The organism is Streptomyces sp. NPDC087859 (assembly GCF_044742595.1).
Taxonomy (GTDB): Bacteria; Actinomycetota; Actinomycetes; order Streptomycetales; family Streptomycetaceae; genus Streptomyces; species Streptomyces canus_F.
On the sequence record NZ_JBIUUU010000010.1, the window covers coordinates 57412 to 80180 of the forward strand.

Below are 22769 nucleotides of genomic sequence, written 5' to 3' on the forward strand. Positions count from 1 at the left end.
CCGCCTCGGCGGGGGCCCGGGCACTCAGGAGAACAGCAGGCGCCAGGTCAGCGGACCGGGGATGCCGTCGGCGTCGCCGCGCAGCTCCTTGCGCGACTTCTGGAAGGCCCGCACGTTGAGCTGGTCCGCCTCGCCCCACGTCTTGCTGGGGCCGACCTTGTAGTGGTCGCCGAAACCGCGCTTCACCAGCTGCTTGCCGAGCTGGAGGACGTACTTGTTCGAGGCGCCGGTCACGAAGTACTTGCGTCCCGGGAACGCGGGGACCTTCGGCTTGGCGGGCGTGGTGGGCGCGGGGGTGTCGTCGTCCACGTCCAGCTCGGCCTTGGCGTACTTGAGGAGTGCGGCGAAGTCGATCGCCCCCGGGTCGCCGTGGTCGTTCTCGACGACATGGAGGTGCCCGCAGATCCCCTTGAACCTGTTCCACTTCGCGGCCGTCATCCGGGCCCCGTTGCCCTTGCCGAACGAGCCCGGGTACGCGGGCCACTCCGTCGGCCCCGACAGCGGCACGCCGTGCTGCTCGTGCATCCAGGCCAGGAACGCGGCGACGGCCTGCAGCGCCCAGTCCGGGGCGTCGGGCCAGTAGATGTGTTTCTGGCCCGCGGCCTTCCACTTCTCGTGCGTCTTGGGGTCGCAGGTGCCGACCAGCTCGACCTGGCACACGTTCGCGGTGTTGGTCTCCGCGCCGCCCCGCAGATTGACCAGCGCCCTGGACGAGGTCTCGATGTCGAAGTGCTGGTACCACTTCAGCTTCCTGGCGCCGAAGTCCGGCACCGCCGTCAGGTTCGGAGCGGAGCCACCGCCGCCGTAGCCGGGCAGGCTACGACCCTCGGTGGTGTGCAGGACGACGACGTTGACCTCCATCGGATCACCGCCGAAGTCGTCCTGATACCAGTTCGCCCGACTCGCGCCCGGATAGCGCTGGGGACCCGTCTTCGTGCTCATCGCGGAACTCCTGAAGGGGTGATGTGGGTCGGATGACCGTGCGGTGCAAGGAAGTTGACCGCAAAAGTACATCCCGCGGGGGGAGATCCGCGCGAGTCCGTGCAGCTTCGCCGTCCTCGCGTCGTCGCCCCCCCGTGGCACCGGCTCGGCCCCCGGCACGGAATCCGCGGGAAGCCTCCTCCGGCACCTCGCTAGGATCGATCCCCTCATGACTGCCACACTCGTCGCCAAGAACCTCGCCGCCGGCCACGGCGACCGCTCCCTGTTCGCCGGGCTCGACCTCGTCGTCGCGCCCGGTGACGTCATCGGGCTGGTCGGAGCCAACGGCGCGGGCAAGTCCACCCTGCTCAGGCTGCTCGCCGGGCTGACCACGCCGGAGGAGGGCGAGCTCCGTCTCTCCCCGCCGACGGCGACCGTCGGCCACCTTCCCCAGGAGCCGGAGCGCCGCCCCGGCGAGACGGTCCGGGAGTTCCTGGCCCGCCGCACCGGCGTCGCCGAGGCCCAGCGGGACATGGACGAGGCGACCCAGGCCCTGGTCGACGGGGCGCCGGGCGCGGACGACGCGTACGCCACGAGCCTGGAGCGCTGGCTCGACCTCGGCGGCGCGGACCTCGACGAGCGCGCCGCCGAGGTCGCCGACTCACTGGGCCTGGCGGTGGACCTGGACCAGCCGATGACGTCCCTGTCCGGCGGCCAGGCGGCACGGGCGGGGCTCGCGTCGCTGCTGCTCTCCCGCTACGACGTCTTCCTCCTCGACGAGCCGACCAACGACCTCGACCTGGACGGCCTGGAGCGCCTGGAGCGCTTCGTGAGCGGCCTGCGCGCGGGCACGGTCGTCGTCAGCCACGACCGCGAGTTCCTCACCCGCACGGTCACCAAGGTCCTCGAACTCGACCTGGCGCAGGGACAGATCAATATCTACGGCGGCGGTTACGAGGCCTATCTGGAGGAGCGCGACGTGTCCCGCCGGCACGCTCGCGACGACTTCGAGGAGTACGCGGACAAGAAGGCGGCCCTCCAGGACCGGGCCCAGACCCAGCGCTCCTGGATGGACAAGGGCGTCAAGAACGCGCGCCGCAAGGCAAGCAACGACAACGACAAGATCGGCCGCAAGTTCCGCAGCGAGGCCAGCGAGAAGCAGGCTGCGAAGGCCCGGCAGACCCAGCGCATGATCGAACGCCTGGAGGTCGTCGAGGAGCCGCGCAAGGAGTGGGAACTGCGCATGGAGATCGCCTCGGCGCCGCGCTCGGGGTCGGTGGTGGCGACCCTGCGGGAGGCGGAGGTCCGGCGCGGTGACTTCGTGCTCGGCCCGGTGACCCTGCAGATCGACTGGGCGGACCGGGTGGCGGTCACCGGTGCGAACGGCGCCGGCAAGTCGACCCTCCTCGGTGCCTTGCTGGGCCGCGTCCCGGTCGACGCGGGCACCGCCTCGCTGGGCTCCGGCGTCCTGGTCGGCGAGGTCGACCAGGCCCGCAAGCTGTTCCACGGCACAGAATCACTGCTGGACGCCTTCTGCGCCGCGGTCCCCGACACCGAACCGGCCGAGGTCCGCACCCTGCTGGCCAAGTTCGGCCTGAAGGCGAACCACGTCCTGCGCCCGGCGGCCACGCTCTCCCCGGGCGAACGCACGAGGTCCGCCCTGGCCCTTCTCCAGGGCCGGGGCGTCAACCTCCTGGTCCTCGACGAACCGACCAACCACCTCGACCTCCCCGCCATCGAACAGCTGGAGTCCGCGCTCGACGCCTACGAGGGCACGCTGCTCCTGGTGACGCACGACCGCCGCATGCTGGACGCGGTCCATGTCACCCGCCGTCTGGAGGTCGCGGACGGCAAGGTCACCGAACGCTAGGACCGGTGGCGCAGCAGCGCGCAGACGAGGTTCTCCTGCACGGCGCGCATCCGGCGCAGCAGGTCGGGCTTCTGGGCCTGGTTGATCTGGGTGGTGACCGAGAACGTCAGTGACCGCTGCCCGTCCGGCGTCGCCGCGATCAGCTGGGTGTAGCCGAGGGTGTTGCCGGTGTGCCCCAGCACCACGCCGCAGCGGGTGGTGTAGCGGAAGATGCCGAGCCCCGCGTCGTTGCGCCCGGGCCCCTTGGGCTCGGAGTTGCCGGGGATCCAGTCGCGCTGCTGGTCCACGACCTGCGGGCCGTAGAGCCGCCCTTCGGCGTAACCGCGGATGAAGCGCGTCATGTCGGAGGGCGTGGAGACGATTCCGCCCGAGGCCCACACGCCGGACATGCCCAGGACCTCACTCACGTCCACGGGCGGGTCGGGCGGGCTCACGTCGTAGCCGTGCAGATACGGCTTCGGCATCCGGTAGCCCTGCGGCAGGCTGGTGTCCCGCAGGCCGAGCGGCCGGTACACCAGCTTGCGCAGCAGTTGTTCGTACGGGATGCGGGTGGCCGCCTCCGCCATCAGGGCCACGGCGATGTTGTCCGAGTTGGAGTACTCGTACCGGGAGCCCGGCTCGAACCGCAGGGATTCGCCGGCGGCGAAGTCCAGCAGCTTGCGGGAGTCGAAACGGTGCCGGGGGTCGGCGAGGACGATCTTCAGGAACCCGGGGCTCCGCGAGTAGTCGGGCAGGCCGCTGGTGTGGTGCAGCAGCTGGCGCAGTGTCACGGCATGCCAGGCCTTGGGCAGGTGCGGCAGCCGCTCACCGAGGGTGTCGTCGAGGTCCAGGGTGTTCCAGTCGACGAGGGACAGCGCGACCGCGCCGCTGAAGGCCTTGGCCGTACTGGCGATACGCATGTGGTCGTGGGGCGCGGGCCGGCGGCCGGTGTCGAGATCGGCGACACCGGCCCTGAGGACCCGGCTGTTCCTGCCGTCCCGGAGCACGGCGATGACACCGGGCGGACCGCCGGGCGCGTCGACCAGGTCCTGGAGCTGCTGCTGGAGCCCGGTGCCGGGGCGCGGTCCGGGAGGCGTGGTGGTGGCGACGGCGGTCGGCGACAGTGCGGCCAGAGAGGCCGCGAGCAGGGCGACAGCCAGACGGCGACGGGATCTGACGGATCGGACAGGCATGGGCTCTCCGGGCGGACGGGACGGGGTTGGACTGACCCGCCCAGCTTCGCCCCGCCCGGATCGGGCGTTCCGCTCGAGCTACTGCACCTGGCCCAACGCGCTGTGTCCTCAACCCTGCGCCATCTCCTGGGACGACCCCGTCGGAAGGGCGCGAAGCGCCTCTTCCAGGGGCGCGGGGAACTGCGCGACCAGCCACGACGGACGCGCAGTCTCCCCACGACCCGAACGGCGAAGCCGTCAGCGCTTGCCCTTCTTCGGATCGAGTAGCCCCGCCTTGCGCAGAGCATCCGCCATCGCGCTGTTGGCAGGCGGTGCCGCCTGGCGCGAACCGCCCCCCTGACCACCACGGCCACCGCCCTGCCGCTGCTGGCCCTGCTGCTGCCGCTGCTGAGGAGGACGCCCGCCCCGCTGCTGTCGGCGCTCAACGCCGGAGGCTTCGGCTTCGTCGTCCAGCCGCAGCGTCAGCGAGATCCGCTTGCGCGGGATGTCGATGTCGAGGACCTTCACCTTGACGATGTCACCCGGCTTCACCACGTCCCGCGGGTCCTTCACGAAGGTCTTCGACAGCGCCGAGACATGCGCCAGACCGTCCTGGTGGACACCGACGTCGATGAACGCCCCGAAGGCCGCCACGTTGGTGACGACGCCCTCGAGCACCATCCCGGACGTCAGGTCGGAGATCTTCTCGACGCCCTCCTTGAAGGTGGCCGTCTTGAACGCGGGCCGCGGGTCGCGCCCCGGCTTCTCCAGCTCCTTGAGGATGTCGCTGACCGTCGGGAGGCCGAACGTCTCGTCCACGAAGTCCTGCGGCCGCAGCGACCGCAGCACCCCCGTGTTGCCGATGAGCGCGGCGACCTCCTGACCCGCCGTCTTCACCATGCGCCGGACCACCGGATACGCCTCGGGGTGCACGCTGGACGCGTCCAGCGGGTCGTCGCCGCCGCGGATCCGCAGGAACCCCGCGCACTGCTCGTAGGCCTTCGGACCCAGCCGGGCCACCTTCTTCAGCGCGGTGCGCGAAGTGAAGGGACCGTTGGCGTCGCGGTGCGCCACGATGTTCTCGGCGAGGCCGGAGGTGATGCCGGAGACGCGGGCGAGCAGCGGGGCCGACGCCGTGTTGACGTCCACCCCCACGCCGTTCACACAGTCCTCGACGACCGCGTCCAGCGAACGCGACAGCTTCACCTCGGACAGGTCGTGCTGGTACTGGCCGACACCGATGGACTTCGGGTCGATCTTCACCAGCTCGGCCAGCGGGTCCTGGAGACGACGGGCGATCGACACCGCGCCGCGCAGCGACACGTCCATGTCCGGCAGCTCCTGCGAGGCGAAGGCCGACGCCGAGTACACGGACGCGCCCGCCTCGGACACCATCACCTTGGTGAGCTGCAACTCGGGGTGCTTGGTGATGAGTTCACCGGCGAGCTTGTCGGTCTCGCGGGAGGCCGTGCCGTTGCCGATCGCGATCAGGTCGACCGCGTGCTCCTTGGCGAGGCGGGCCAGCTTGGCGATCGCCTCGTCCCACTTGTTGGCCGGGACGTGCGGGTAGATGACGTCGGTGGCGACGACCTTGCCGGTGGCGTCGACGACGGCGACCTTCACGCCCGTCCGGAACCCGGGATCCAGGCCCAGCGTCGAACGCGTGCCGGCGGGGGCGGCGAGCAGCAGGTCGCGGAGGTTCGCCGCGAAGACGTTCACCGCCTCGTCCTCGGCGGCGGTGCGCAGCCGCAGCCGCAGGTCGATGCCGAGGTGCACCAGGATGCGGGTGCGCCAGGCCCAACGGACGGTGTCCGTGAGCCACTTGTCGCCGGGGCGGCCGCGGTCGGCGATCCGGAACCGGTGGGCGATGATCCCCTCGTACGAGGACGGGCCGGGCTGCTCGGAAGGCTCCTCCGGCTCCAGGACGAGGTCGAGGACCTCCTCCTTCTCGCCGCGCAGCATCGCCAGGACGCGGTGCGAGGGCAGCTGCTTGAAGGGCTCGGCGAAGTCGAAGTAGTCGGCGAACTTGGCGCCCGCCTCCTCCTTGCCGTCCTTCACCTTGGCGGCGAGCCGCCCGCGCACCCACATGCGCTCGCGCAGCTCGCCGATCAGGTCGGCGTCCTCGGAGAACCGCTCGGTGAGGATGGCCCGTGCGCCGTCGAGCGCGGCCTGCGGATCGGCCACGCCCTTGTCGGCGTCGACGAACGCGGCGGCGGCGGCCAGCGGTTCGACGTTCGGGTCCGCGAGCAGCCCCTCCGCGAGTGGCTCCAGACCGGCCTCCCGGGCGATCTGGGCCTTGGTCCTGCGCTTCGGCTTGTACGGCAGGTAGATGTCCTCGAGGCGAGCCTTGGTCTCCGCGCCGCGGATCCGCGCCTCCAGTTCCTCGGTGAGCTTGCCCTGCTCGCGCACCGACTCCAGGATCGCCGTCCGCCGCTCCTCCAGCTCCCGCAGATAGCGCAGCCGCTCCTCGATCGTGCGCAGCTGCGCGTCGTCGAGCATCTCGGTCGCTTCCTTGCGGTAGCGGGCGATGAAGGGCACCGTCGAACCGCCGTCGAGCAGCTCCACGGCGGACTTGACCTGCCGCTCCCGAACGCCGAGCTCCTCGGCGATCCTTCCTTCGATGGATCCGATGTCGATGGGCTCGCGTGTCGTCACGATGCCGTACCGCCTTCTCACTGAGGTTGCGCGGCAATTGTGGCAGGTGGCACCGACACTCGGGGATCAGGGCGCGGGCATCAGGCCCGACGACTCCGTGTGGAACTCGAGGCCCCGCCGAACAGCCGGGCCACCGCCCGGAAGGGCAGCGTCACGACGGTGGCGACGGCGCCGCCGATCTGCCGGAGTACGTCTGCGATCGCTCGGAACACGAACTTCCCCTTTCGTCACCCCGGCCACGCGACCGGGGAAGCCCGAGTACCTCATGACCTCCCCGGCATGCGTCCGGTGTTCACAGTGCGCCGGGCGGGGATGCTCCTGAGCTCCGGGCGCGGGTGCCGTCTCCACGCGCTGGGCCGGTCTCAGGGCGGCGCTCCGTACAAGGCGCCGCCGCGTCATGGACCAGGCGCGCAAGGGCTCCGCCGTCAGGCCTGCCCGATGCTCAACGACGCCGCCGACATGCCCCGGCGTTCACAGCAGGGCGTCTCGCCCCGCACGCCCAGTCGGCAGGCCCGCCCCCGCAAGGCGCCCACGCCTGCGGACTCGCCCCGGCCCGCGCCCATCCCACAGGCCTCGACAGGCGCTCGACCCTTGGCCCCGCCGGACATGCACCCAGTCAACAGGCCCGCCCCGACATGCGCCCGACCCGCCGGCCCGCCCCGACCAGGGCCCAATGCTCGGATCCGTCCCGGCAAGGGCTCAGTGCTCAGGCCCACTCGGATAAGGCCCACCCCTCCGGCCCGCCACGACAAGGCCCAGCGACCAGGCCCCCCACACGGCCCGCCAAGTGCGCCCCGGCATGCGCGCAACCGTCAGGCGCGCCCCCGCCACGCCCCGCTGCCAAGGCACACCGCCCAGCCGCGCCCCCCGACACTCACCCCTTGCCGATCAGGTCCGCCGGATACGCCCCCGCTGCCAGCGCCGCCCGCGCGAAGCCCGCTCCGAGTTCCGTCAGCCGTGCCACGCCCGCGGTGCCGAGGTGTTCGTACGGGGCCCGGTCCAGTCGGTCCGTCTCGTTCTCGATCTCCTCGCGCAGGGCCGCACCCCGCTCGGTCAGCTCACCGGCCGCGTCCAGGAGCCCGCGGTTCCGGAGCCGTCCGACCGCCGCGTCCCATTCGTCCTGGCTCCAGCCGCGGGTGGTGAGCACCCACTTGGGGCTCATGCCCTTGCCGGTCGCCGTGTGGGCCACCATGGCCTCCAGGCCGCCCAGCTCCGCGGCCGTCAGCGCGGCGAGGTGACCGTCGCCCCGGTGCTCGCGCAGCAGGGTCGCGGCGTGGAAGTACGCCAGGTGCGGTTCCTCGGGCACCGGCAGGTCCGCGTGCGCCGCGTACAGCGGACGAGCACCGCGCGAACAGGCCTCGGTGGCGCGCAGCGCCAGCTCCGCGGCCTCCGCCATCTCCGGGGACTCGAGCGTCCGCGTGCCGAGCAGCCGCCGCAGCGCCGCGTCGACGCCACGCACGCGTGCCGCGAGGACGGCCTCGGGCGAGGCCGTGGCCCACACCGCGGGGACATACCGGGCCACGAGCTCGTGCTTGTAGTTGGAGAACGTCGCCGTCACCGTCCCGGCGCCCACCGGCCCCATGGCGGCGGCCCGCACCGCGAAGTTGGCGGCCCTGGGGTGCGTGATCCCGATCCCGGCCAGTTCCTTGCCCAGTTCGGGCGCGAAGTAGGAGGTGGCGTGCAGGGAGTTGAGCACATTCGCGCAGCGGCGGACGGTCCGGAGCTCGATGAGGGCGGTAGTCATGCCCGGCAGGTTACCAACCGCTTGGTATGCCGCTCCGGGGTGACGGGGGACGTGGCAGGAAAGGTGGGGTACTCGTCATTGCGGCCGTCCGCTCGCCCGCCCAGACTCGAGTGCATGACGCAGCGAACCGTCCTCGTCGTCCTCTTCGACGACGTGCAGAGCCTCGATGTCACCGGCCCCGTGGAGGTGTTCGCCGGGGCCGAGACACACACCCCGGGCACGTACCGCATCCGTACGGCCTCCCCGGACGGCGCCCCCGTGCGCACCTCCAGCGGCCTGACCCTCGTACCGGACCTGGCTCTCGCGGACGCGCCCGCCCCGCACACCCTCCTGGTCCCGGGCGGTCAGGGCACCCGCCGTCCCGACCCGCGCCTGACGGACTGGCTGCGCGAGAACGGACCGCGCGCCGAGCGCCTCGTCTCCGTGTGCACCGGCGCGATCCTGCTCGCCGAGGCGGGCCTGCTCGACGGCCGCCGCGTGACGACCCACTGGGCGTACTGCGACAGGCTCGCCCGCGACCACCCGGCGATCGACGTCGAACCCGACCCGATCTACGTCCGGGACGGAACGGTTGCCACCTCCGCGGGGGTCACCTCCGGAATCGACCTCGCCCTCGCGCTGGTCGAGGAGGACCTGGACCGGGAGGTCGCCCTGGTCATCGCCCGCCATCTGGTGGTCTTCCTGCGCAGACCGGGCAACCAGGCCCAGTTCAGCGCCCAGCTGGCCGCCCAGACCGCGCGGCGGGAGCCCCTGCGGGAGGTCCAGCAGTGGATCACCGAGCATCCGGGCGGCGACCTGAACGTCGAGTCGCTCGCCGCCCGCGCCCGCCTCTCGCCCCGCCACTTCGCCCGCGCCTTCCAGGCGGAGACGGGCATGACCCCCGGCCGCTACGTCGACCGGGTCCGCCTCGAACACGCCCGCCGTCTCCTGGAGGACACCGCCGACGGCGTCGAGGAGATCTCCCGAGCCAGCGGCTACGGCACCTCCGAGACCATGCGCCGCGCCTTCGTCAAAGCCCTGGGAACACCACCGGCCGAGTACCGCCGCCGATTCCGCCCGGCACCTGCCCACTGAGGGCGCGGTTCGTCTTCTCCGACATCCGCCCGCTGGGGCGCCGGTCGGTTCCCTCCGCCACCTGTCCGCTGAGGTGCCGGTCGGTTCCCTGCGCCACCTGTCCGCTGGGGCGCCGGTCGGTTCCCTGCGCCACCTGTCCGCTGAGGTGCCGGTCGGTTCCTCTCCGGCATCCGCTCGCTGTATGCCGGTCGGTTCCCCTCCGGCAGCCGCCCGCTGAGGTGCCGGTCGGTTCCCTCCGCCGCGTGTCCGCCGATGCGCCGGTCGGTTCCTCGCCGATGTCCGCCCACCAAGACACCGGTCGCCTCTTCCGGCGGCCCATCGAAAGGATCCCGATGCAGATCGCCATCGTCCTGTTCGACCGCTTCACCGCCCTCGACGCCGTGGGGCCCTACGAGACCCTCGGCCGCCTCCCGGACGCGGAGCTGTTCTTCGTCGCCGAGCGGACGGGTCCCGTCCGCGCCGACACCGGCAACCTCGCCATCACCGCCGACCGCACGCTCGCCGACGTGCCGAGCCCGGACATCGTGGTGGTCCCCGGTGGCCCCGGACAGACCCCGCAGATGGAGAACGAGACCCTCCTGGACTGGCTGCGCGCCGCCGACGCCACCAGTACCTGGACGACGTCCGTGTGCACCGGATCGCTGCTGCTGGCCGCCGCCGGACTCCTCGACGGGCGCCGCGCGACCTCCCACTGGCTCGCCCTGGACCATCTGAAGCAGTTCGGGGCCGAGCCCACGGAGGAGCGGGTCGTCCTCGACGGCAAGTACGTCACCGCGGCCGGCGTCTCCTCCGGCATCGACATGGGGCTCACCCTGCTGGGCCGGATCGCCGGCGACGAACACGCCCAGGCCGTCCAGCTGTTGACGGAGTACGACCCGCAGCCGCCCTACGACGCCGGCTCGCCCCGGAAGGCCCCCGCGCACCTCGTCGAGGAGTTCCGTTCCCGGAGCCGGTTCATCCTGAAGTAGTCCAGGTGAAGCGCGGCTGCCGGCGCTCCAGGAACGCGGCGACGCCCTCCGCGGTGTCGCCGTTGCCGCGTGCCTGCTCGGCCCAGTGACCGTCCCGGTCCGCGACCCCGTTCGCGAACTCCTTCGCCGCCGCCTGCGTCAACTGCGAACGGGACGCCAGGATCCGGGTGAACTCCGCCACCCGCTTGTCCAGTTCGCCCTCCGGCAGCACCTCGTCGACCAGCCCGCTGCGCAGCGCCCGTTCGGTGTCGATCAACTCGCCGGAGAACAGCAGGTACTTGGTGGTGGCCGGACCCACCAGCGCCACCAACCGCCTGGTGGAGGAGGCCGCATACACGATCCCCAGCTTGGCCGGGGTCACCCCGAACAGCGATCCCTCCTGCGCGAACCGCAGATCGCAGGCCGCCGCGAGCTGTGAACCGCCGCCCATACAGTGCCCGCGGATCGCCGCCAACGTCGGCTTCGGGAAGGCGGCGAGTGCCTCCTCGGCCGCGATCGCGAGCCCCTGAGCCTCGTCCGGCGACCCCCGCAGCGTGGAGATGTCGGCCCCGGCGCAGAACGTCCCGCCCTCCCCGGTGAGCACCAGGGCCCGTACGTCCGGGTCGGCGGCGAGGGTGTCGAGCAGCGGCGGCAGCGCCCGCCACATCGCGGCCGTCATCGCGTTGCGCTTGGCCGGATGGTGGATGACGACGGTGGCGACCGAATCGGTCACGCTGTACAGCAGCTGGGGCTCCATGGCCGGATGCTAACCGCCCCCGACGCTCGTACGATCGGGGAGGGGTCCGCCCGAGCGAGGAGACGCCGATGGCCAAGGACGAGACCGCCAGGATGAGCCGGGACTTCGGCCTGCTGGCCGCGCTCGGGGTGATCCTGGTGCTCGCCGGACTCGTCGGGCTCATCTACACCGGGGTGGCCACGCTCACCTCGATGCTGCTGTTCGGCTGGCTGCTGCTGATCGGCGGCGTCGTCGGCCTGCTGCACGCGATCCAGGCGCGCGGCACCAACTTCTTCTGGCTCGGCGTCGTGGTCGCGGCCCTGAACATCGCGGCCGGTGTGGTCGTCATCCGCCGACCCGAGGCGGCTGCCGAGGCGCTGACCATGTTCGCCGCGCTGCTCTTCCTGACCGGCGGGGTGTTCCGGCTCGTCGGCAGTCTGGTGGTGCGTGGTACGCAGTTCGGCTGGACGCTAGTGCAGGGCGCCTTCGGCCTGCTCCTCGGCATCCTCGTGCTGGCCTCCTGGCCGAGCAGCAGCAAGTACGTCATCGGCTGCTTCTTCTCGTTGGCGCTGCTCTTCGACGGACTCGGCCTGATCGCCACGGGGTTCGGCGGGCGGCGGATCGTCGGCATGGTCTCCGAGCGGCTCGCCGCCGAGGACGGGGCGCGGCGCGAAACGGACGAGGCGGTCGCCAAACCCGTACAACCCGAATAGTTCACGAACACGGCAAAAGCGGGACAGGGGCAGTCTCATAGTCGACCGTGTCATGCGAGAGCGATCACAAACGCTCGATATCTGCTGACTTCTGTTCAGTCATCCGGCGCGGAGCGACTCGCTGCCAACACTCGACGTGTGGTGACAATCGAGCGCGAGGGTGGCGACCGGACAATGGAGAACCATGGGCGCGGGTCCGGCCCACGCCCAGCGGCCGACGAGGTCGAGGAACCGGCCCCCGATCCGCCCGGGCCGCTGCCGTACGAGGGCGTCTGGCGGTTCACCGCCCCCGCCGTCGACGTCTCGGTCCCGCAGGCGCGGCACGCCGTGCGGGATCTGCTGCTGCGCCAGGGCGTACCGGTCTCGGACGACCTGGTGCAGGGACTCCTGCTGATCGTCTCCGAACTGGTCACCAACGCGGTACGGCACGCGGCCCTGCTGTCGCCGATGCTCGCCGTGGAGGTCGCCGTCGGCGCCGAGTGGGTGCGGGTGTCGGTGGAGGACAACCACCCCTACCGCCCGACCGCCCTGGAGGCCGACCACGGCCAGACCGGCGGCCGCGGGCTGCTGCTGGTGCGCGAGGTCACCCGCGAGGCGGGCGGCGTCTGCGATGTCGAGCACACGGCGAACGGCGGCAAGGTGATCTGGGCCGCCCTGCCGCTCGTACCCGCGCGGGTCTCCTAGGAAGCGGGCGTCACCAGCCGGCGGACGGGCCCGTCAGCTCCCTGACCGCGGGACGGGCCGCGTCCAGCACCGTCATGAACCAGGACGAGAAGGTGTCCTTGGCATGCCGCTCCGCCAGCTCGGCGGGCGTCACGAAGACCGTCTCGCCGATCTCCTCCGGATCCGGACGCAGCGGCGACTGCAGCAGGCCCACGAAGAGGTGGTTGTACTCCTGCTCCACCAGGCCCGAGGCCGGGTCCGGGTGGTTGTAGCGGACCGTGCCCGCCTCGGCGAGCAGCGACGGGGAGGCGCCGAGCTCCTCGTAGGTCCGCCGGGCGGCCGCCGCGAAGGGCGCCTCGCCCGGATAGGGGTGGCCGCAGCAGGTGTTGGACCACACGCCGGGGGAGTGGTACTTGCCCAGCGCGCGCTGCTGGAGCAGCAGCCGGCCCCGCTCGTCGAAGAGGAACACGGAGAACGCGCGGTGCAGCTGCCCCGGCGCCTGATGGGCGGCGAGCTTCTCCGCGGTGCCGATGGTGACGCCGTCCTCGTCGACGAGTTCCAGCAGAATCGCGTCAGCTGTGCCGCTCGACGGACTGTGTGTCGCCGTGGCAGGTGTGATCGGCATACCCATCCTTCGCATCGGTTTTTCGCGCACCAAGTGTGCCGCACAAATACGGCACTACCGGCAGGTGATCGTGCCCGGCGCGGCGGACGGGGAACCGTCCGGGGTGGTGCTGTGGGGTGGAGGACGCAGCCGGTCACCGGATCGCTGCATTCCGGCTGAAACGTACTTTCGGGACGTTCGAGCGTGCTTGCGGGAGTCTCAGTGGCAGAGCTTCGCCTCGTGCTCCGCGTGCCCGACCGGCTCCAACTGGAAGGTGCAGTGCTCCACGTCGAAGTGGTCGCCGAGACAGCCCTGGAGCTCGTGGAGCATCTTCTCGTGACCGATCGCGTTCAGCACGTCCGAACGCACCACCACGTGCGCGGACAGCACCGGCATCCCGGAGGTGATCGTCCAGGCGTGCAGGTCGTGGACGTCCTCGACGCCGTCGAGGGCCAGTATGTGGGCCCGTACGTCGTCCATGTCGACGTTCTTCGGGGCCGCCTCCAGCAGTACGTCTAGGGTCTCCCGCAGCAGCTTCCAGGTGCGCGGCACGATCATCAGCCCGATGAGCAGGGAGGCGACCGGGTCGGCGGCCTGCCAGCCGGTGGTCAGGATCACCACCGCGGAGATGATCACCGCGAGCGAGCCGAGCGCGTCCGCCGCGACCTCCAGGAAGGCGCCCCGCACGTTCAGGCTCTCCGCCTGTCCGCGCACCAGCAGCGACAGCGAGATCATGTTCGCGACCAGGCCGATCGCGCCGAACACGATGGTCAGCCCGCCCTCGGTGCCGACGGGCGTGATGAACCGCTGGATCGCCTCGTACAGGACGTATCCGCCGACGCCGAGCAGCAGCAGACAGTTGGCGAGCGCGGCGAGGATCTCCGCGCGGGCGTAACCGAAGGTGCGCTTCCCGCTCGGCGGCAGACCCGCGAAGTGGATCGCCATCAGGGCCATGCCGAGACCCAGCGCGTCCGTCGCCATGTGCGCCGCGTCCGCGACCAGGGCGAGCGAGTCCGCCATGATGCCGCCGACGATCTCGACCACCATGACGGTGAGCGTGATCGACAGCGCGACCCGCAGCCTGCCACGGTACGCCGCGGTCGCCGTACCGCCGGCCGGCGCATGCGAGTGCGCGTGCCCGTGATCGTGCCCAGCCCCCATGGAAGCCGCCTCCTGTGCGTCGGTCCGGAACACCTGTCCGGAGCCACAGTGAACTACGGGTGGGGGGTATGGGGCAACGCGGCACTGAACACCGTTGTCGTGTGCCCTGACCTGCGGAAACGATCCCGCAGGTCAGAACGCTCCCGCCTCACTTGGCGTGGTGCAGCTGCCAGCCCCGCCACGCCGACTCGATCATCTCGTGCACCCCGCGGCGTGCCGTCCAGCCGAGTTCCGCGGCGGCCCGGGCGGCCGAGGCCACCGAGACCGGGGCGTCGCCGGGGCGCCGGGGTTCCACGACGGCGGGCCGCCGGTCGCCGGTGACCTCGCCGATGACGGTGACCATCTCGCGCACGGAGACGCCCTCGCCGCGGCCGATGTTGACGGTCAGGTCCCCGCCGCGGTCCCCGAGCCCCTGTGCGGCCGCCAGATGCGCCTCCGCCAGGTCGGCGACATGGATGTAGTCACGGATGCAGGTGCCGTCCGGCGTCGGATAGTCGTCGCCGAAGATCCGCGGGGCCTCGTCGCGGGTGAGCCGGTCGAAGACCATCGGCACGATGTTGAAGACACCGGTGTCCGCCAGTTCCGGCACGGCCGCGCCCGCCACGTTGAAGTAGCGCAGGCACACGGTCGAGATGCCGTGCGCCCGCCCGGCCGCCCGCACCAGCCACTCACCGGTGAGCTTCGTCTCGCCGTACGGGTTCACCGGGGCGCACGGGGTGTCCTCCGTGATCAGCTCCGCGTCGGGGTTGCCGTAGACGGCGGCGGACGAGGAGAAGAGGAAGCGCTCGATCCCGGCCTCGGCGACGGCTTCGAGGAGCGTCGCCAGTCCGCCGACGTTCTCCTGGTAGTAACGCGTCGGCTGGGCGACGGACTCGGCGACCTGCTTGCGCGCGGCCAGGTGCACCACCCCGGTCACCTCGTGCTCGGCGAGCACCCGCTTCAGCAGACCGGCGTCCAGCGACGAACCCCGTACCAGCGGCACGTTCGCCGGCAGCCGCGCCGGGAACCCGGCGGACAGATCGTCCAGCGCGAGGACCCGCTCCCCGGCGTCCGTCATGGTCCGCGCCACGTGGGCCCCGATGTATCCCGCTCCGCCTGTGATCAGCCATGTCATGGTCGCCCACCCTATGCCGAGGCGATGGTGGGCCCCGCAATGTCCGGGATGCCCGGTCCGGTGGCCCGCGGTTTGTGGGCGAGGCCCGTGATCACCCATGATGATCGCGGCAAAGGCCGGGGGAGACGGCGTTGATCGGCCCATGAACGGGCGGTGAACGCGGGCTTCCCGGCATCCGATAGCCTCTGCCGACATGCCGCCCGGGCGCGCCGAGCCACGCCGAGGGGCGCCCCCACCATGCAGATGACCGGCGCCCCGCGTCGGCACCCAGGGAGTGAGTTCGGTTGTCGACCGCCATCCTCACCGGTCAGCCGGTCCCCGGATCGTCGATCGAGGGCGATCTGCGGTCGCTCGGCTTCGATGTCCGGGTCGCCTCGGACGCCGCCGACGCCGAGACGCTCCTCGCCCAGGTCCCGGGCGACCAGCGGGTCGCCGTGGTCGACGCCCGCTTCGTGGGCCACCCGCACGCCCTGCGCCTCGGCCTCACCGACCCGCGCTTCCCGCTCGCCGCGATCTCCGGCGCCGTCACCGCCCAGCCGGCCGGGCGGCAGGCCCTGACCCGTGCGATGGCCCGGGAGAGCAGCGCCGGCGGCGGGACGACGGTCGCCGTCGACAGCCTCGCCGACCGCATCGTCACCGCGCTGGACGCCGAGAACGCCGGTGTCCACCACCCCGAACTCGGCAGCCTGGTCGCCGCCGTGCCCGCCGACCCGCAGGCCCGCAACGAGGCACGGCAGGCCGTCGCGGACGTCGACGACGAAGCCGTACGCCTGAAGTCGGCCGTGAAGTCCCGCGACGGGTTCTTCACCACCCACTTCATCAGCCCGTACTCCCGCTACATCGCCCGCTGGTGCGCCCGCCGGGGCCTGACCCCGAACCAGGTCACCACCGCCTCCCTGCTCACCGCACTGATCGCGGCGGGCAGCGCGGCCACCGGCACCCGGGCCGGCTTCGTCGCCGCCGGCGTCCTGCTGATCGCGTCCTTCGTCCTGGACTGCGTCGACGGCCAGATCGCCCGCTACTCCCTCCAGTACTCGACGCTCGGCGCCTGGCTCGACGCCACCTTCGACCGGGCCAAGGAGTACGCCTACTACGCCGGCCTCGCCCTCGGAGCCGCCCGCGGCGGCGACGACGTATGGGCACTGGCGCTCGGCGCGATGATCCTGCAGACCTGCCGGCACGTCGTCGACTTCTCCTTCAACGAGGCGAACCACGACGCCACCGCCAACACCAGCCCCACCGCCGCGCTCTCCGACAAGCTCGACAGCGTCGGCTGGACGGTGTGGATCCGCCGGATGATCGTGCTGCCGATCGGCGAGCGCTGGGCGATGATCGCGATCCTGACGGCGGCCACGACCCCCCGGATCACCTTCTACGCCCTGCTCATCGGCTGTGCCTTCGCGGCCACGTACACCACGGCGGGCCGGGTGCTGCGCTCGCTGACCCGCAAGGCCAAGCGGACGGACCGCGCGGCACAGGCCCTGGCGGACCTCGCCGACAGCGGGCCGCTGGCCGAGGGGATAGCGCGCTTCCTGCCGGGCTCGCCCCGTCCCACGGCCCCCCTCAGCGCCGCCGCCGGCGCTCTCATGGTGACGCTCGGGGCCTGGGTGTGGGGACCGAGCTGGTGGGTCGTACTGATGGCCGGCGCCTACATCATGGCGTCCGCGGAAGCCATCGAGCGTCCCCTCAAGGGCGCCCTCGACTGGTTGATCCCCCCGTTCTTCAGGGCGGCCGAGTACTGCACCGTCCTGGTCCTGGCGGCCAAGGCCGATGTGAACGGAGCCCTTCCCGCGGCTTTCGGGCTGGTGGCCGCGGTCGCCTACCATCACTACGACACGGTGTACCGCATCCGCGGCAACGCCGGCGCGTCCCCGGCCTGGTTGGTGCGCGCCATCGGGGGGCACGAAGGGCGGACACTGCTCGTCACCGTCCTGGCCGCCGCGCTCACCGCCTCGCAGTTCACGGTCGCGCTCACGGCTCTCGCCGTGGCCGTCGCCCTGCTGGTGCTCGTCGAGAGCATCCGCTTCTGGGTGTCCTCCGGGGCGCCCGCCGTACACGATGAAGGAGAACCCGCATGATCGGCCTCGTGCTGGCGGCCGGCGCCGGACGGCGTCTGCGCCCCTACACCGACAGCCTTCCCAAGGCTCTGGTGCCGGTGGGTCCCGCGGGCATAGAGGGCGAACCCACGGTTCTCGACCTCACTCTCGGCAACTTCGCCGAGATCGGGCTGACCGAGGTCGCGATCATCGTCGGCTACCGCAAGGAAGCCGTGTACGAGCGCAAGGCGGCCCTGGAGCAGAAGTACGGCCTCAAGCTCACCCTCATCGACAACGACAAGGCCGAGGAGTGGAACAACGCCTACTCCCTGTGGTGCGGCCGTGACGCCCTCAAGGACGGCGTGATCCTCGCCAACGGCGACACCGTGCACCCGGTCTCCGTCGAGAAGACGCTGCTCGCCGCCCGTGGCGAGGGCAAGAGGATCATCCTCGCCCTGGACGACGTGAAGTCGCTCGCGGACGAGGAGATGAAGGTCGTCGTGGAGCCCGGCAAGGGCGTCCGGAAGATCACCAAGCTGATGGACCCGGCCGAGGCCACCGGTGAGTACATCGGTGTCACCCTGATCGAGGGCGACGCCGCCGCCGAACTGGCCGACGCGCTGAAGACGGTCTGGGAGACGGACCCGCAGCAGTTCTACGAGCACGGCTACCAGGAGCTCGTGAACCGCGGTTTCCGGATCGACGTGGCGCCGATCGGCGACGTCAAGTGGGTCGAGATCGACAATCACGACGATCTCGCCCGCGGACGGGAGATCGCGTGCCTCTACTGACCCGACTCATCCCCGCTCCGGTCGTCGTCGACATCCGCGCGGGTGCCCTCGACGACCTGGTGGGCGTCCTCGCCGACGAGCGCATCTCGCACTCCGGCAGGCTCGCCATCGCCGTCAGCGGTGGCTCCGGCGCCAGGCTGCGGCAGCGGCTCGAACCCTCGCTGCCCGGCGCCACCTGGTACGAGGTCGGCGGCGGCACCCTCGACGACGCCGTACAGCTGGCCAGTGACATAAAGGCCGGCCACTACGACGCGGTCGTGGGTCTCGGCGGCGGCAAGATCATCGACTGCGCCAAGTTCGCCGCGGCGCGCGTCGGCCTGCCGCTGGTCGCCGTACCGACGAACCTCGCGCACGACGGCCTGTGCTCCCCGGTCGCGACCCTCGACAACGACGCGGGCCGCGGTTCGTACGGTGTGCCGAACCCGATCGCGGTCGTCATCGACCTCGACGTCATCCACGAGGCCCCGGCCCGCTTCGTGCGCGCGGGCATCGGCGACGCCGTCTCCAACGTCTCCGCGATCGCGGACTGGGAGCTGGCCAACCGCGTCAAGGGCGAGAAGATCGACGGCCTGGCCGCCGCGATCGCCCGCCAGGCCGGCGAGGCGGTTCTCCGGCACCCCGGCGGCATAGGGGACACGGACTTCCTCCAGGTGCTCGCCGAGGCGCTCGTGCTCAGCGGTATCGCCATGTCGGTCTCGGGTGACTCCCGCCCCTCCTCGGGTGCCTGCCACGAGATCAACCACGCCTTCGACCTGCTGTTCCCCAAGCGCGCCGCCGCCCACGGCGAACAGTGCGGACTGGGCGCCACCTTCGCGATGTTCCTGCGCGGTGCCCACGAGGAGTCGGCGCACATGGCCTCCGTGCTGCGCCGGCACGGACTGCCGGTGCTGCCGGAGGAGATCGGCTTCACCGTGGACGAGTTCGTCCGCGCCGTGGAGTTCGCTCCGGAGACCCGGCCCGGCCGGTACACGATCCTCGAACACCTCGACCTCAAGCCCGACCAGATCAAGGATCTCTACGTCGACTATGTCAAGACCATCGGTAGCTGAACTCCGTCCGGTCGTGCACCCCGCAGGGGTCAAGGACCGGCGCAGCGGTGAGCACTGGATGGGGCGCCTCTACATGCGCGAGGTGTCCCTGCGGATCGACCGCTACCTGGTCAACACCAGGGTCACGCCCAACCAGCTCACGTACCTGATGACCGTCTTCGGTGTCCTCGCGGCCCCGGCACTTCTCGTGCCGGGGATCCCGGGGGCCGTGCTCGGTGTGGTCTGCGTGCAGATGTATCTGCTGCTGGACTGCGTCGACGGCGAGATCGCCCGCTGGAAGAAGCAGTACTCCCTCAACGGCGTCTACCTGGACCGGGTCGGCGCCTACCTGACCGACGCCGCCGTGCTGGTGGGCTTCGGTCTGCGCGCCGCCGACCTGTGGGGCAGCGGACGCATCGACTGGCTGTGGGCGTTCCTCGGCACCCTGGCCGCGCTCGGCGCCATCCTGATCAAGGCGGAGACCGACCTCGTCGGTGTCGCCCGGCACCAGGCCGGCAAGCCGCCGGTCCAGGAGTCGGCGTCGGAGATGCGCTCCTCCGGCATGGCCCTGGCCCGCAAGGCCGCCGCCCTGCTGAAGTTCCACCGGCTGATCCTCGGTATCGAGGCGTCCCTGCTGATCCTGGTCCTGGCGATCGTCGACCAGATGCGCGGCGACCTCTTCTGGACCCGGCTCGGCGTCGCGGTCCTCGCGGGCATCGCGCTGCTCCAGACCCTGCTGCACCTCGTGTCCATCCTCGCCTCCAGCAGGCTGAAGTGAGCGGCATGAAGGTCGGCGCGGTCATCATCACCATGGGCAACCGCCCCGACGAACTGCGGGCCCTGCTCGACTCGGTCGCCAAGCAGGACGGCGACCGCGTCGAGGTGGCCGTCGTCGGCAACGGCTCGCCCGTCCCCGAGGTCCCCGAGGGCGTGCGCACCGTCGAGCTGCCCGAGAACCTCGGCATCCCCGGCGGCCGCAATGTCGGCATCGAGGCCTTCGGCCCCAGCGGCCGCGACGTCGACATACTGCTCTTCCTCGACGACGACGGCCTGCTCGCGAACCACGACACCGCCGAGCTGTGCCGCCAGGCCTTCGAGGCCGACCCCGAGCTCGGCATCATCAGCTTCCGCATCGCCGACCCGGACACCGGCGAGACCCAGCGCCGCCACGTCCCCCGGCTGCGCGCCGCCGACCCGATGCGCTCCTCCCGGGTCACCACCTTCCTCGGCGGCGCCAACGCCGTACGGACGAAGGTCTTCGCCGAAGTCGGCGGTCTCCCGGACGCATTCTTCTACGCCCACGAGGAAACCGACCTGGCATGGCGGGCTCTCGACGCGGGCTGGATGATCGACTACCGGTCCGACATGGTGCTGTACCACCCCACGACCGCGCCCTCGCGGCACGCGGTCTACCACCGCATGGTCGCCCGCAACCGCGTCTGGCTCGCCCGCCGCAACCTCCCCGCCCTCCTGGTCCCGGTCTACCTCGGGGTCTGGATGCTGCTCACCCTGCTGCGCCGCCCCTCGCGGCCCGCGCTGAAGGCGTGGTTCGGCGGGTTCCGGGAGGGGTGGAGCACCGCCTGCGGCCCCCGCAGGCCGATGAAGTGGCGTACGGTGTGGCGGCTGACCCGACTGGGCCGGCCCCCGGTCATCTGACAAGCTCGAAACTGAGAGCACCACCGGGCCCGGCCCAGGACCCCGGTTCCTGCCCCCAGCCCGCACAGGCTGCGCATCTCGAAGACGAAAGTTTCCCCTGGTGAGTAGTGAGACAACGCATGACGGCGGAGTCGCGGTGACCGCGCCTCCGTCGCCCGACGAGGGCCTCACGGCGGCACAGCTCGCCGACAAGTACGGGCTGTCCGTGAGCGGCGCCCGCCCCTCGCTCGTCGAATACGTCCGCCAGCTCTGGGACCGCCGTCACTTCATCCTCGCGTTCTCGCGGGCGAAGCTGACCGCCCAGTACAGCCAGGCCAAGCTCGGCCAGCTGTGGCAGGTGGCCACGCCGCTGCTGAACGCGCTCGTGTACTTCTTCATCTTCGGTCTGCTGCTGGGCGCCCGGAAGGGCATCCCGCACGACATCTACGTGCCGTTCCTGGTCACGGGCGTCTTCGTCTTCACCTTCACGCAGAGCTCGGTCCTCGCCGGCGTGCGCGCCATCTCCGGCAACCTCGGCCTGGTCCGCGCCCTGCACTTCCCGCGCGCCTCGCTGCCGATCTCGTTCGCGCTCCAGCAGCTCCAGCAGCTGCTGTACTCGATGATCGTGCTGGTCGTGGTCATGGTGGCGTTCGGCAGCTACCCCAGCCTGTCCTGGCTGCTGGTGCTGCCCGCGCTGGTCCTGCACTTCGTCTTCAACACCGGCCTCGCGCTGACCTTCGCCCGCATGGGCAGCAAGACCCCCGACCTGGCCCAGCTGATGCCGTTCGTGCTGCGGACCTGGATGTACGCCTCGGGCGTCATGTTCAGCATCCCGGCGATGCTCGCCGACAAGGACATGCCGGGCTGGGTCACCGAGGTCCTGCAGTGGAACCCCGCCGCGATCTACATGGACCTGGTCCGCTTCGCGATGATCGACGGATACGGCTCGGAGTACCTGCCCCCGCACGTGTGGCTCTTCGCCCTCGGCTGGGCGCTGCTCGCCGGTGCGTTCGGCTTCGTGTACTTCTGGAAGGCCGAGGAGAGGTACGGCCGTGGCTGAGCAGCAGCGGGACCCCCGCCCCACCGTCATCGCGGACGACCTCCACATCGTCTACCGCGTCAACGGCGCCAAGTCCGGCAAGGGCAGCGCCACCGCCGCGCTGAGCCGCATCGTCAAGCGCGGCGAGGAGCGCGGCGTCCGCAAGGTGCACGCCGTGCGCGGTGTCTCCTTCGTCTCCTACCGCGGTGAGGCCATCGGCCTGATCGGCTCGAACGGCTCCGGCAAGTCGACGCTGCTGCGCGCCATCGCCGGCCTGCTGCCCGCCGAGAGCGGCAAGGTCTACACCGACGGCCAGCCCTCGCTGCTCGGCGTCAACGCGGCCCTGATGAACGACCTCACGGGCGAGCGGAACGTCATATTGGGCGGGCTCGCCATGGGCATGTCCCGGGAGCAGATCAAGGAGCGCTACCAGGAGATCGTCGACTTCTCCGGCATCAACGAGAAGGGCGACTTCATCACCCTCCCGATGCGCACCTATTCCTCCGGCATGGCGGCCCGTCTGCGTTTCTCCATCGCCGCGGCCAAGGACCACGACGTCCTGATGATCGACGAGGCCCTGGCGACCGGCGACCGCAAGTTCCAGAAGCGCTCCGAGGCGCGCATCCGCGAACTGCGCAAGGAAGCCGGCACGGTGTTCCTGGTCAGCCACAACAACAAGTCGATCCGTGACACCTGCGACCGGGTCCTGTGGCTGGAGCGCGGGGAGCTGCGCATGGACGGCCCGACCGAAGAGGTCCTCAAGGAGTACGAGAAATTCACGGGCAAGTAGTCCACCCGGGCCTGGACGTACCGGGCCACGACGCTTCGCAGGGCCCCGCCGGAACTGCTCCGGCGGGGCCCCGCGTCTGCAAAGGAAACGTCAACTT

General features: G+C 71.1%; 21 protein-coding genes. 12 read left to right on the top strand and 9 right to left on the bottom strand.

Features of this window, described 5'->3' with window-relative positions:
* Positions 1–24: 24 nt before the first annotated feature.
* Positions 25–942 carry a peptidoglycan-binding protein gene (locus ACIOHP_RS24870; protein ID WP_361543278.1) on the bottom strand — a complete coding sequence of 306 codons (918 nt, stop codon included), beginning with the start codon at positions 940–942 and terminating at the stop codon, positions 25–27.
* A gap of 208 nt (positions 943–1150) precedes the next feature.
* Here ACIOHP_RS24870 and ACIOHP_RS24875 point away from each other — a divergent pair, with 208 nt between their 5' ends.
* Positions 1151–2791, top strand: a complete 1641-nt coding sequence (locus ACIOHP_RS24875) for an ABC-F family ATP-binding cassette domain-containing protein (protein WP_361543275.1) — start codon at positions 1151–1153, stop codon at positions 2789–2791.
* Here ACIOHP_RS24875 and ACIOHP_RS24880 read toward each other — a convergent pair.
* The 4 genes from ACIOHP_RS24880 to ACIOHP_RS24895 all read right to left on the bottom strand — a co-directional run bounded on the left by ACIOHP_RS24880 (position 2788) and on the right by ACIOHP_RS24895 (position 8341).
* Positions 2788–3963: a serine hydrolase domain-containing protein gene (locus ACIOHP_RS24880; protein WP_401890947.1), complete on the bottom strand. Its 1176-nt coding sequence runs from the start codon at positions 3961–3963 to the stop codon at positions 2788–2790. The two genes, ACIOHP_RS24875 and ACIOHP_RS24880, sit on opposite strands and share 4 nt — an antisense overlap.
* A 237-nt stretch (positions 3964–4200) precedes the next feature.
* On the bottom strand, positions 4201–6597 hold the full coding sequence (locus tag ACIOHP_RS24885; protein WP_361543269.1) for a Tex family protein: 2397 nt from the start codon (positions 6595–6597) through the stop codon (positions 4201–4203).
* A gap of 80 nt (positions 6598–6677) precedes the next feature.
* On the bottom strand, positions 6678–6809 hold the full coding sequence (locus ACIOHP_RS24890; protein ID WP_310432816.1) for an LPFR motif small protein: 132 nt from the start codon (positions 6807–6809) through the stop codon (positions 6678–6680).
* 662 nt (positions 6810–7471) lie between these two features.
* Positions 7472–8341, bottom strand: coding sequence for a hypothetical protein (locus ACIOHP_RS24895; RefSeq protein WP_401890951.1), 870 nt, complete (start codon positions 8339–8341; stop codon positions 7472–7474).
* A gap of 114 nt (positions 8342–8455) precedes the next feature.
* Here ACIOHP_RS24895 and ACIOHP_RS24900 point away from each other — a divergent pair, with 114 nt between their 5' ends.
* On the top strand, positions 8456–9415 hold the full coding sequence (locus ACIOHP_RS24900) for a GlxA family transcriptional regulator (RefSeq protein WP_401890954.1): 960 nt from the start codon (positions 8456–8458) through the stop codon (positions 9413–9415).
* Between the two features lie 332 nt (positions 9416–9747).
* Positions 9748–10383 (top strand): DJ-1/PfpI family protein, encoded by a 636-nt coding sequence (locus tag ACIOHP_RS24905; RefSeq protein ID WP_401890957.1) that lies wholly within the window; start codon positions 9748–9750, stop codon positions 10381–10383.
* Here ACIOHP_RS24905 and ACIOHP_RS24910 read toward each other — a convergent pair.
* Positions 10370–11119 (bottom strand): enoyl-CoA hydratase/isomerase family protein, encoded by a 750-nt coding sequence (locus tag ACIOHP_RS24910; protein WP_401890959.1) that lies wholly within the window; start codon positions 11117–11119, stop codon positions 10370–10372. The genes ACIOHP_RS24905 and ACIOHP_RS24910 overlap by 14 nt on opposite strands.
* 68 nt (positions 11120–11187) lie before the next feature.
* On the opposite strand from ACIOHP_RS24910, the gene ACIOHP_RS24915 reads away from it, so the two are divergent.
* Together ACIOHP_RS24915 and ACIOHP_RS24920 are read left to right on the top strand one after the other, a co-directional pair.
* Positions 11188–11811, top strand: coding sequence for an HdeD family acid-resistance protein (locus ACIOHP_RS24915; protein ID WP_361543253.1), 624 nt, complete (start codon positions 11188–11190; stop codon positions 11809–11811).
* 174 nt (positions 11812–11985) lie between these two features.
* Positions 11986–12495, top strand: coding sequence for an ATP-binding protein (locus tag ACIOHP_RS24920; RefSeq protein WP_401891486.1), 510 nt, complete (start codon positions 11986–11988; stop codon positions 12493–12495).
* A gap of 10 nt (positions 12496–12505) precedes the next feature.
* Here ACIOHP_RS24920 and idi read toward each other — a convergent pair whose 3' ends face one another.
* From idi to galE, 3 genes are all read right to left on the bottom strand, one after another.
* Positions 12506–13099 carry an isopentenyl-diphosphate Delta-isomerase gene (idi, locus tag ACIOHP_RS24925; protein WP_401890961.1) on the bottom strand — a complete coding sequence of 198 codons (594 nt, stop codon included), beginning with the start codon at positions 13097–13099 and terminating at the stop codon, positions 12506–12508.
* Positions 13100–13297: 198 nt separating this feature from the next.
* Entirely contained in the window at positions 13298–14239 is a 942-nt protein-coding gene (locus ACIOHP_RS24930) for a cation diffusion facilitator family transporter (RefSeq protein WP_401890964.1), read from the bottom strand.
* Between the two features lie 148 nt (positions 14240–14387).
* Entirely contained in the window at positions 14388–15353 is a 966-nt protein-coding gene (gene galE, locus ACIOHP_RS24935; RefSeq protein WP_401890967.1) for a UDP-glucose 4-epimerase GalE, read from the bottom strand.
* Positions 15354–15637: 284 nt separating this feature from the next.
* On the opposite strand from galE, the gene ACIOHP_RS24940 reads away from it, so the two are divergent.
* The 7 genes from ACIOHP_RS24940 to ACIOHP_RS24970 all read left to right on the top strand — a co-directional run bounded on the left by ACIOHP_RS24940 (position 15638) and on the right by ACIOHP_RS24970 (position 22672).
* Positions 15638–17431 carry a DUF5941 domain-containing protein gene (locus ACIOHP_RS24940; RefSeq protein ID WP_401890970.1) on the top strand — a complete coding sequence of 598 codons (1794 nt, stop codon included), beginning with the start codon at positions 15638–15640 and terminating at the stop codon, positions 17429–17431.
* Positions 17428–18180, top strand: a complete 753-nt coding sequence (locus ACIOHP_RS24945) for a sugar phosphate nucleotidyltransferase (protein ID WP_401890972.1) — start codon at positions 17428–17430, stop codon at positions 18178–18180. The genes ACIOHP_RS24940 and ACIOHP_RS24945 overlap by 4 nt, the downstream gene beginning before the upstream one ends.
* On the top strand, positions 18168–19229 hold the full coding sequence (locus tag ACIOHP_RS24950) for an iron-containing alcohol dehydrogenase family protein (protein ID WP_401890974.1): 1062 nt from the start codon (positions 18168–18170) through the stop codon (positions 19227–19229). The genes ACIOHP_RS24945 and ACIOHP_RS24950 overlap by 13 nt, the downstream gene beginning before the upstream one ends.
* Entirely contained in the window at positions 19207–19986 is a 780-nt protein-coding gene (locus tag ACIOHP_RS24955; protein WP_307023568.1) for a CDP-alcohol phosphatidyltransferase family protein, read from the top strand. The genes ACIOHP_RS24950 and ACIOHP_RS24955 overlap by 23 nt, the downstream gene beginning before the upstream one ends.
* 5 nt (positions 19987–19991) lie before the next feature.
* Positions 19992–20864, top strand: a complete 873-nt coding sequence (locus ACIOHP_RS24960) for a glycosyltransferase family 2 protein (protein ID WP_401891487.1) — start codon at positions 19992–19994, stop codon at positions 20862–20864.
* A gap of 100 nt (positions 20865–20964) precedes the next feature.
* Positions 20965–21903, top strand: a complete 939-nt coding sequence (locus ACIOHP_RS24965) for an ABC transporter permease (RefSeq protein ID WP_401890977.1) — start codon at positions 20965–20967, stop codon at positions 21901–21903.
* Positions 21896–22672: an ABC transporter ATP-binding protein gene (locus ACIOHP_RS24970; protein WP_046256351.1), complete on the top strand. Its 777-nt coding sequence runs from the start codon at positions 21896–21898 to the stop codon at positions 22670–22672. The genes ACIOHP_RS24965 and ACIOHP_RS24970 overlap by 8 nt, the downstream gene beginning before the upstream one ends.
* Positions 22673–22769 lie beyond the last annotated feature (97 nt).

Excerpts from the sequence above, each read along its gene's own strand:
- ACIOHP_RS24870 (WP_361543278.1), bottom strand. The coding sequence starts at position 942 with ATGAGCACGAAGACGGGTCCCCAGCGCTATCCGGGCGCGAGTCGGGCG.
- ACIOHP_RS24875 (WP_361543275.1), top strand. The coding sequence starts at position 1,151 with ATGACTGCCACACTCGTCGCCAAGAACCTCGCCGCCGGCCACGGCGAC.
- ACIOHP_RS24880 (WP_401890947.1), bottom strand. The coding sequence starts at position 3,963 with ATGCCTGTCCGATCCGTCAGATCCCGTCGCCGTCTGGCTGTCGCCCTG.
- ACIOHP_RS24895 (WP_401890951.1), bottom strand. The coding sequence starts at position 8,341 with ATGACTACCGCCCTCATCGAGCTCCGGACCGTCCGCCGCTGCGCGAAT.
- ACIOHP_RS24900 (WP_401890954.1), top strand. The coding sequence starts at position 8,456 with ATGACGCAGCGAACCGTCCTCGTCGTCCTCTTCGACGACGTGCAGAGC.
- ACIOHP_RS24905 (WP_401890957.1), top strand. The coding sequence starts at position 9,748 with ATGCAGATCGCCATCGTCCTGTTCGACCGCTTCACCGCCCTCGACGCC.
- ACIOHP_RS24910 (WP_401890959.1), bottom strand. The coding sequence starts at position 11,119 with ATGGAGCCCCAGCTGCTGTACAGCGTGACCGATTCGGTCGCCACCGTC.
- ACIOHP_RS24915 (WP_361543253.1), top strand. The coding sequence starts at position 11,188 with ATGGCCAAGGACGAGACCGCCAGGATGAGCCGGGACTTCGGCCTGCTG.
- ACIOHP_RS24920 (WP_401891486.1), top strand. The coding sequence starts at position 11,986 with ATGGAGAACCATGGGCGCGGGTCCGGCCCACGCCCAGCGGCCGACGAG.
- idi (WP_401890961.1), bottom strand. The coding sequence starts at position 13,099 with ATGCCGATCACACCTGCCACGGCGACACACAGTCCGTCGAGCGGCACA.
- ACIOHP_RS24930 (WP_401890964.1), bottom strand. The coding sequence starts at position 14,239 with ATGGGGGCTGGGCACGATCACGGGCACGCGCACTCGCATGCGCCGGCC.
- galE (WP_401890967.1), bottom strand. The coding sequence starts at position 15,353 with ATGACATGGCTGATCACAGGCGGAGCGGGATACATCGGGGCCCACGTG.
- ACIOHP_RS24945 (WP_401890972.1), top strand. The coding sequence starts at position 17,428 with ATGATCGGCCTCGTGCTGGCGGCCGGCGCCGGACGGCGTCTGCGCCCC.
- ACIOHP_RS24955 (WP_307023568.1), top strand. The coding sequence starts at position 19,207 with ATGTCAAGACCATCGGTAGCTGAACTCCGTCCGGTCGTGCACCCCGCA.
- ACIOHP_RS24960 (WP_401891487.1), top strand. The coding sequence starts at position 19,992 with ATGAAGGTCGGCGCGGTCATCATCACCATGGGCAACCGCCCCGACGAA.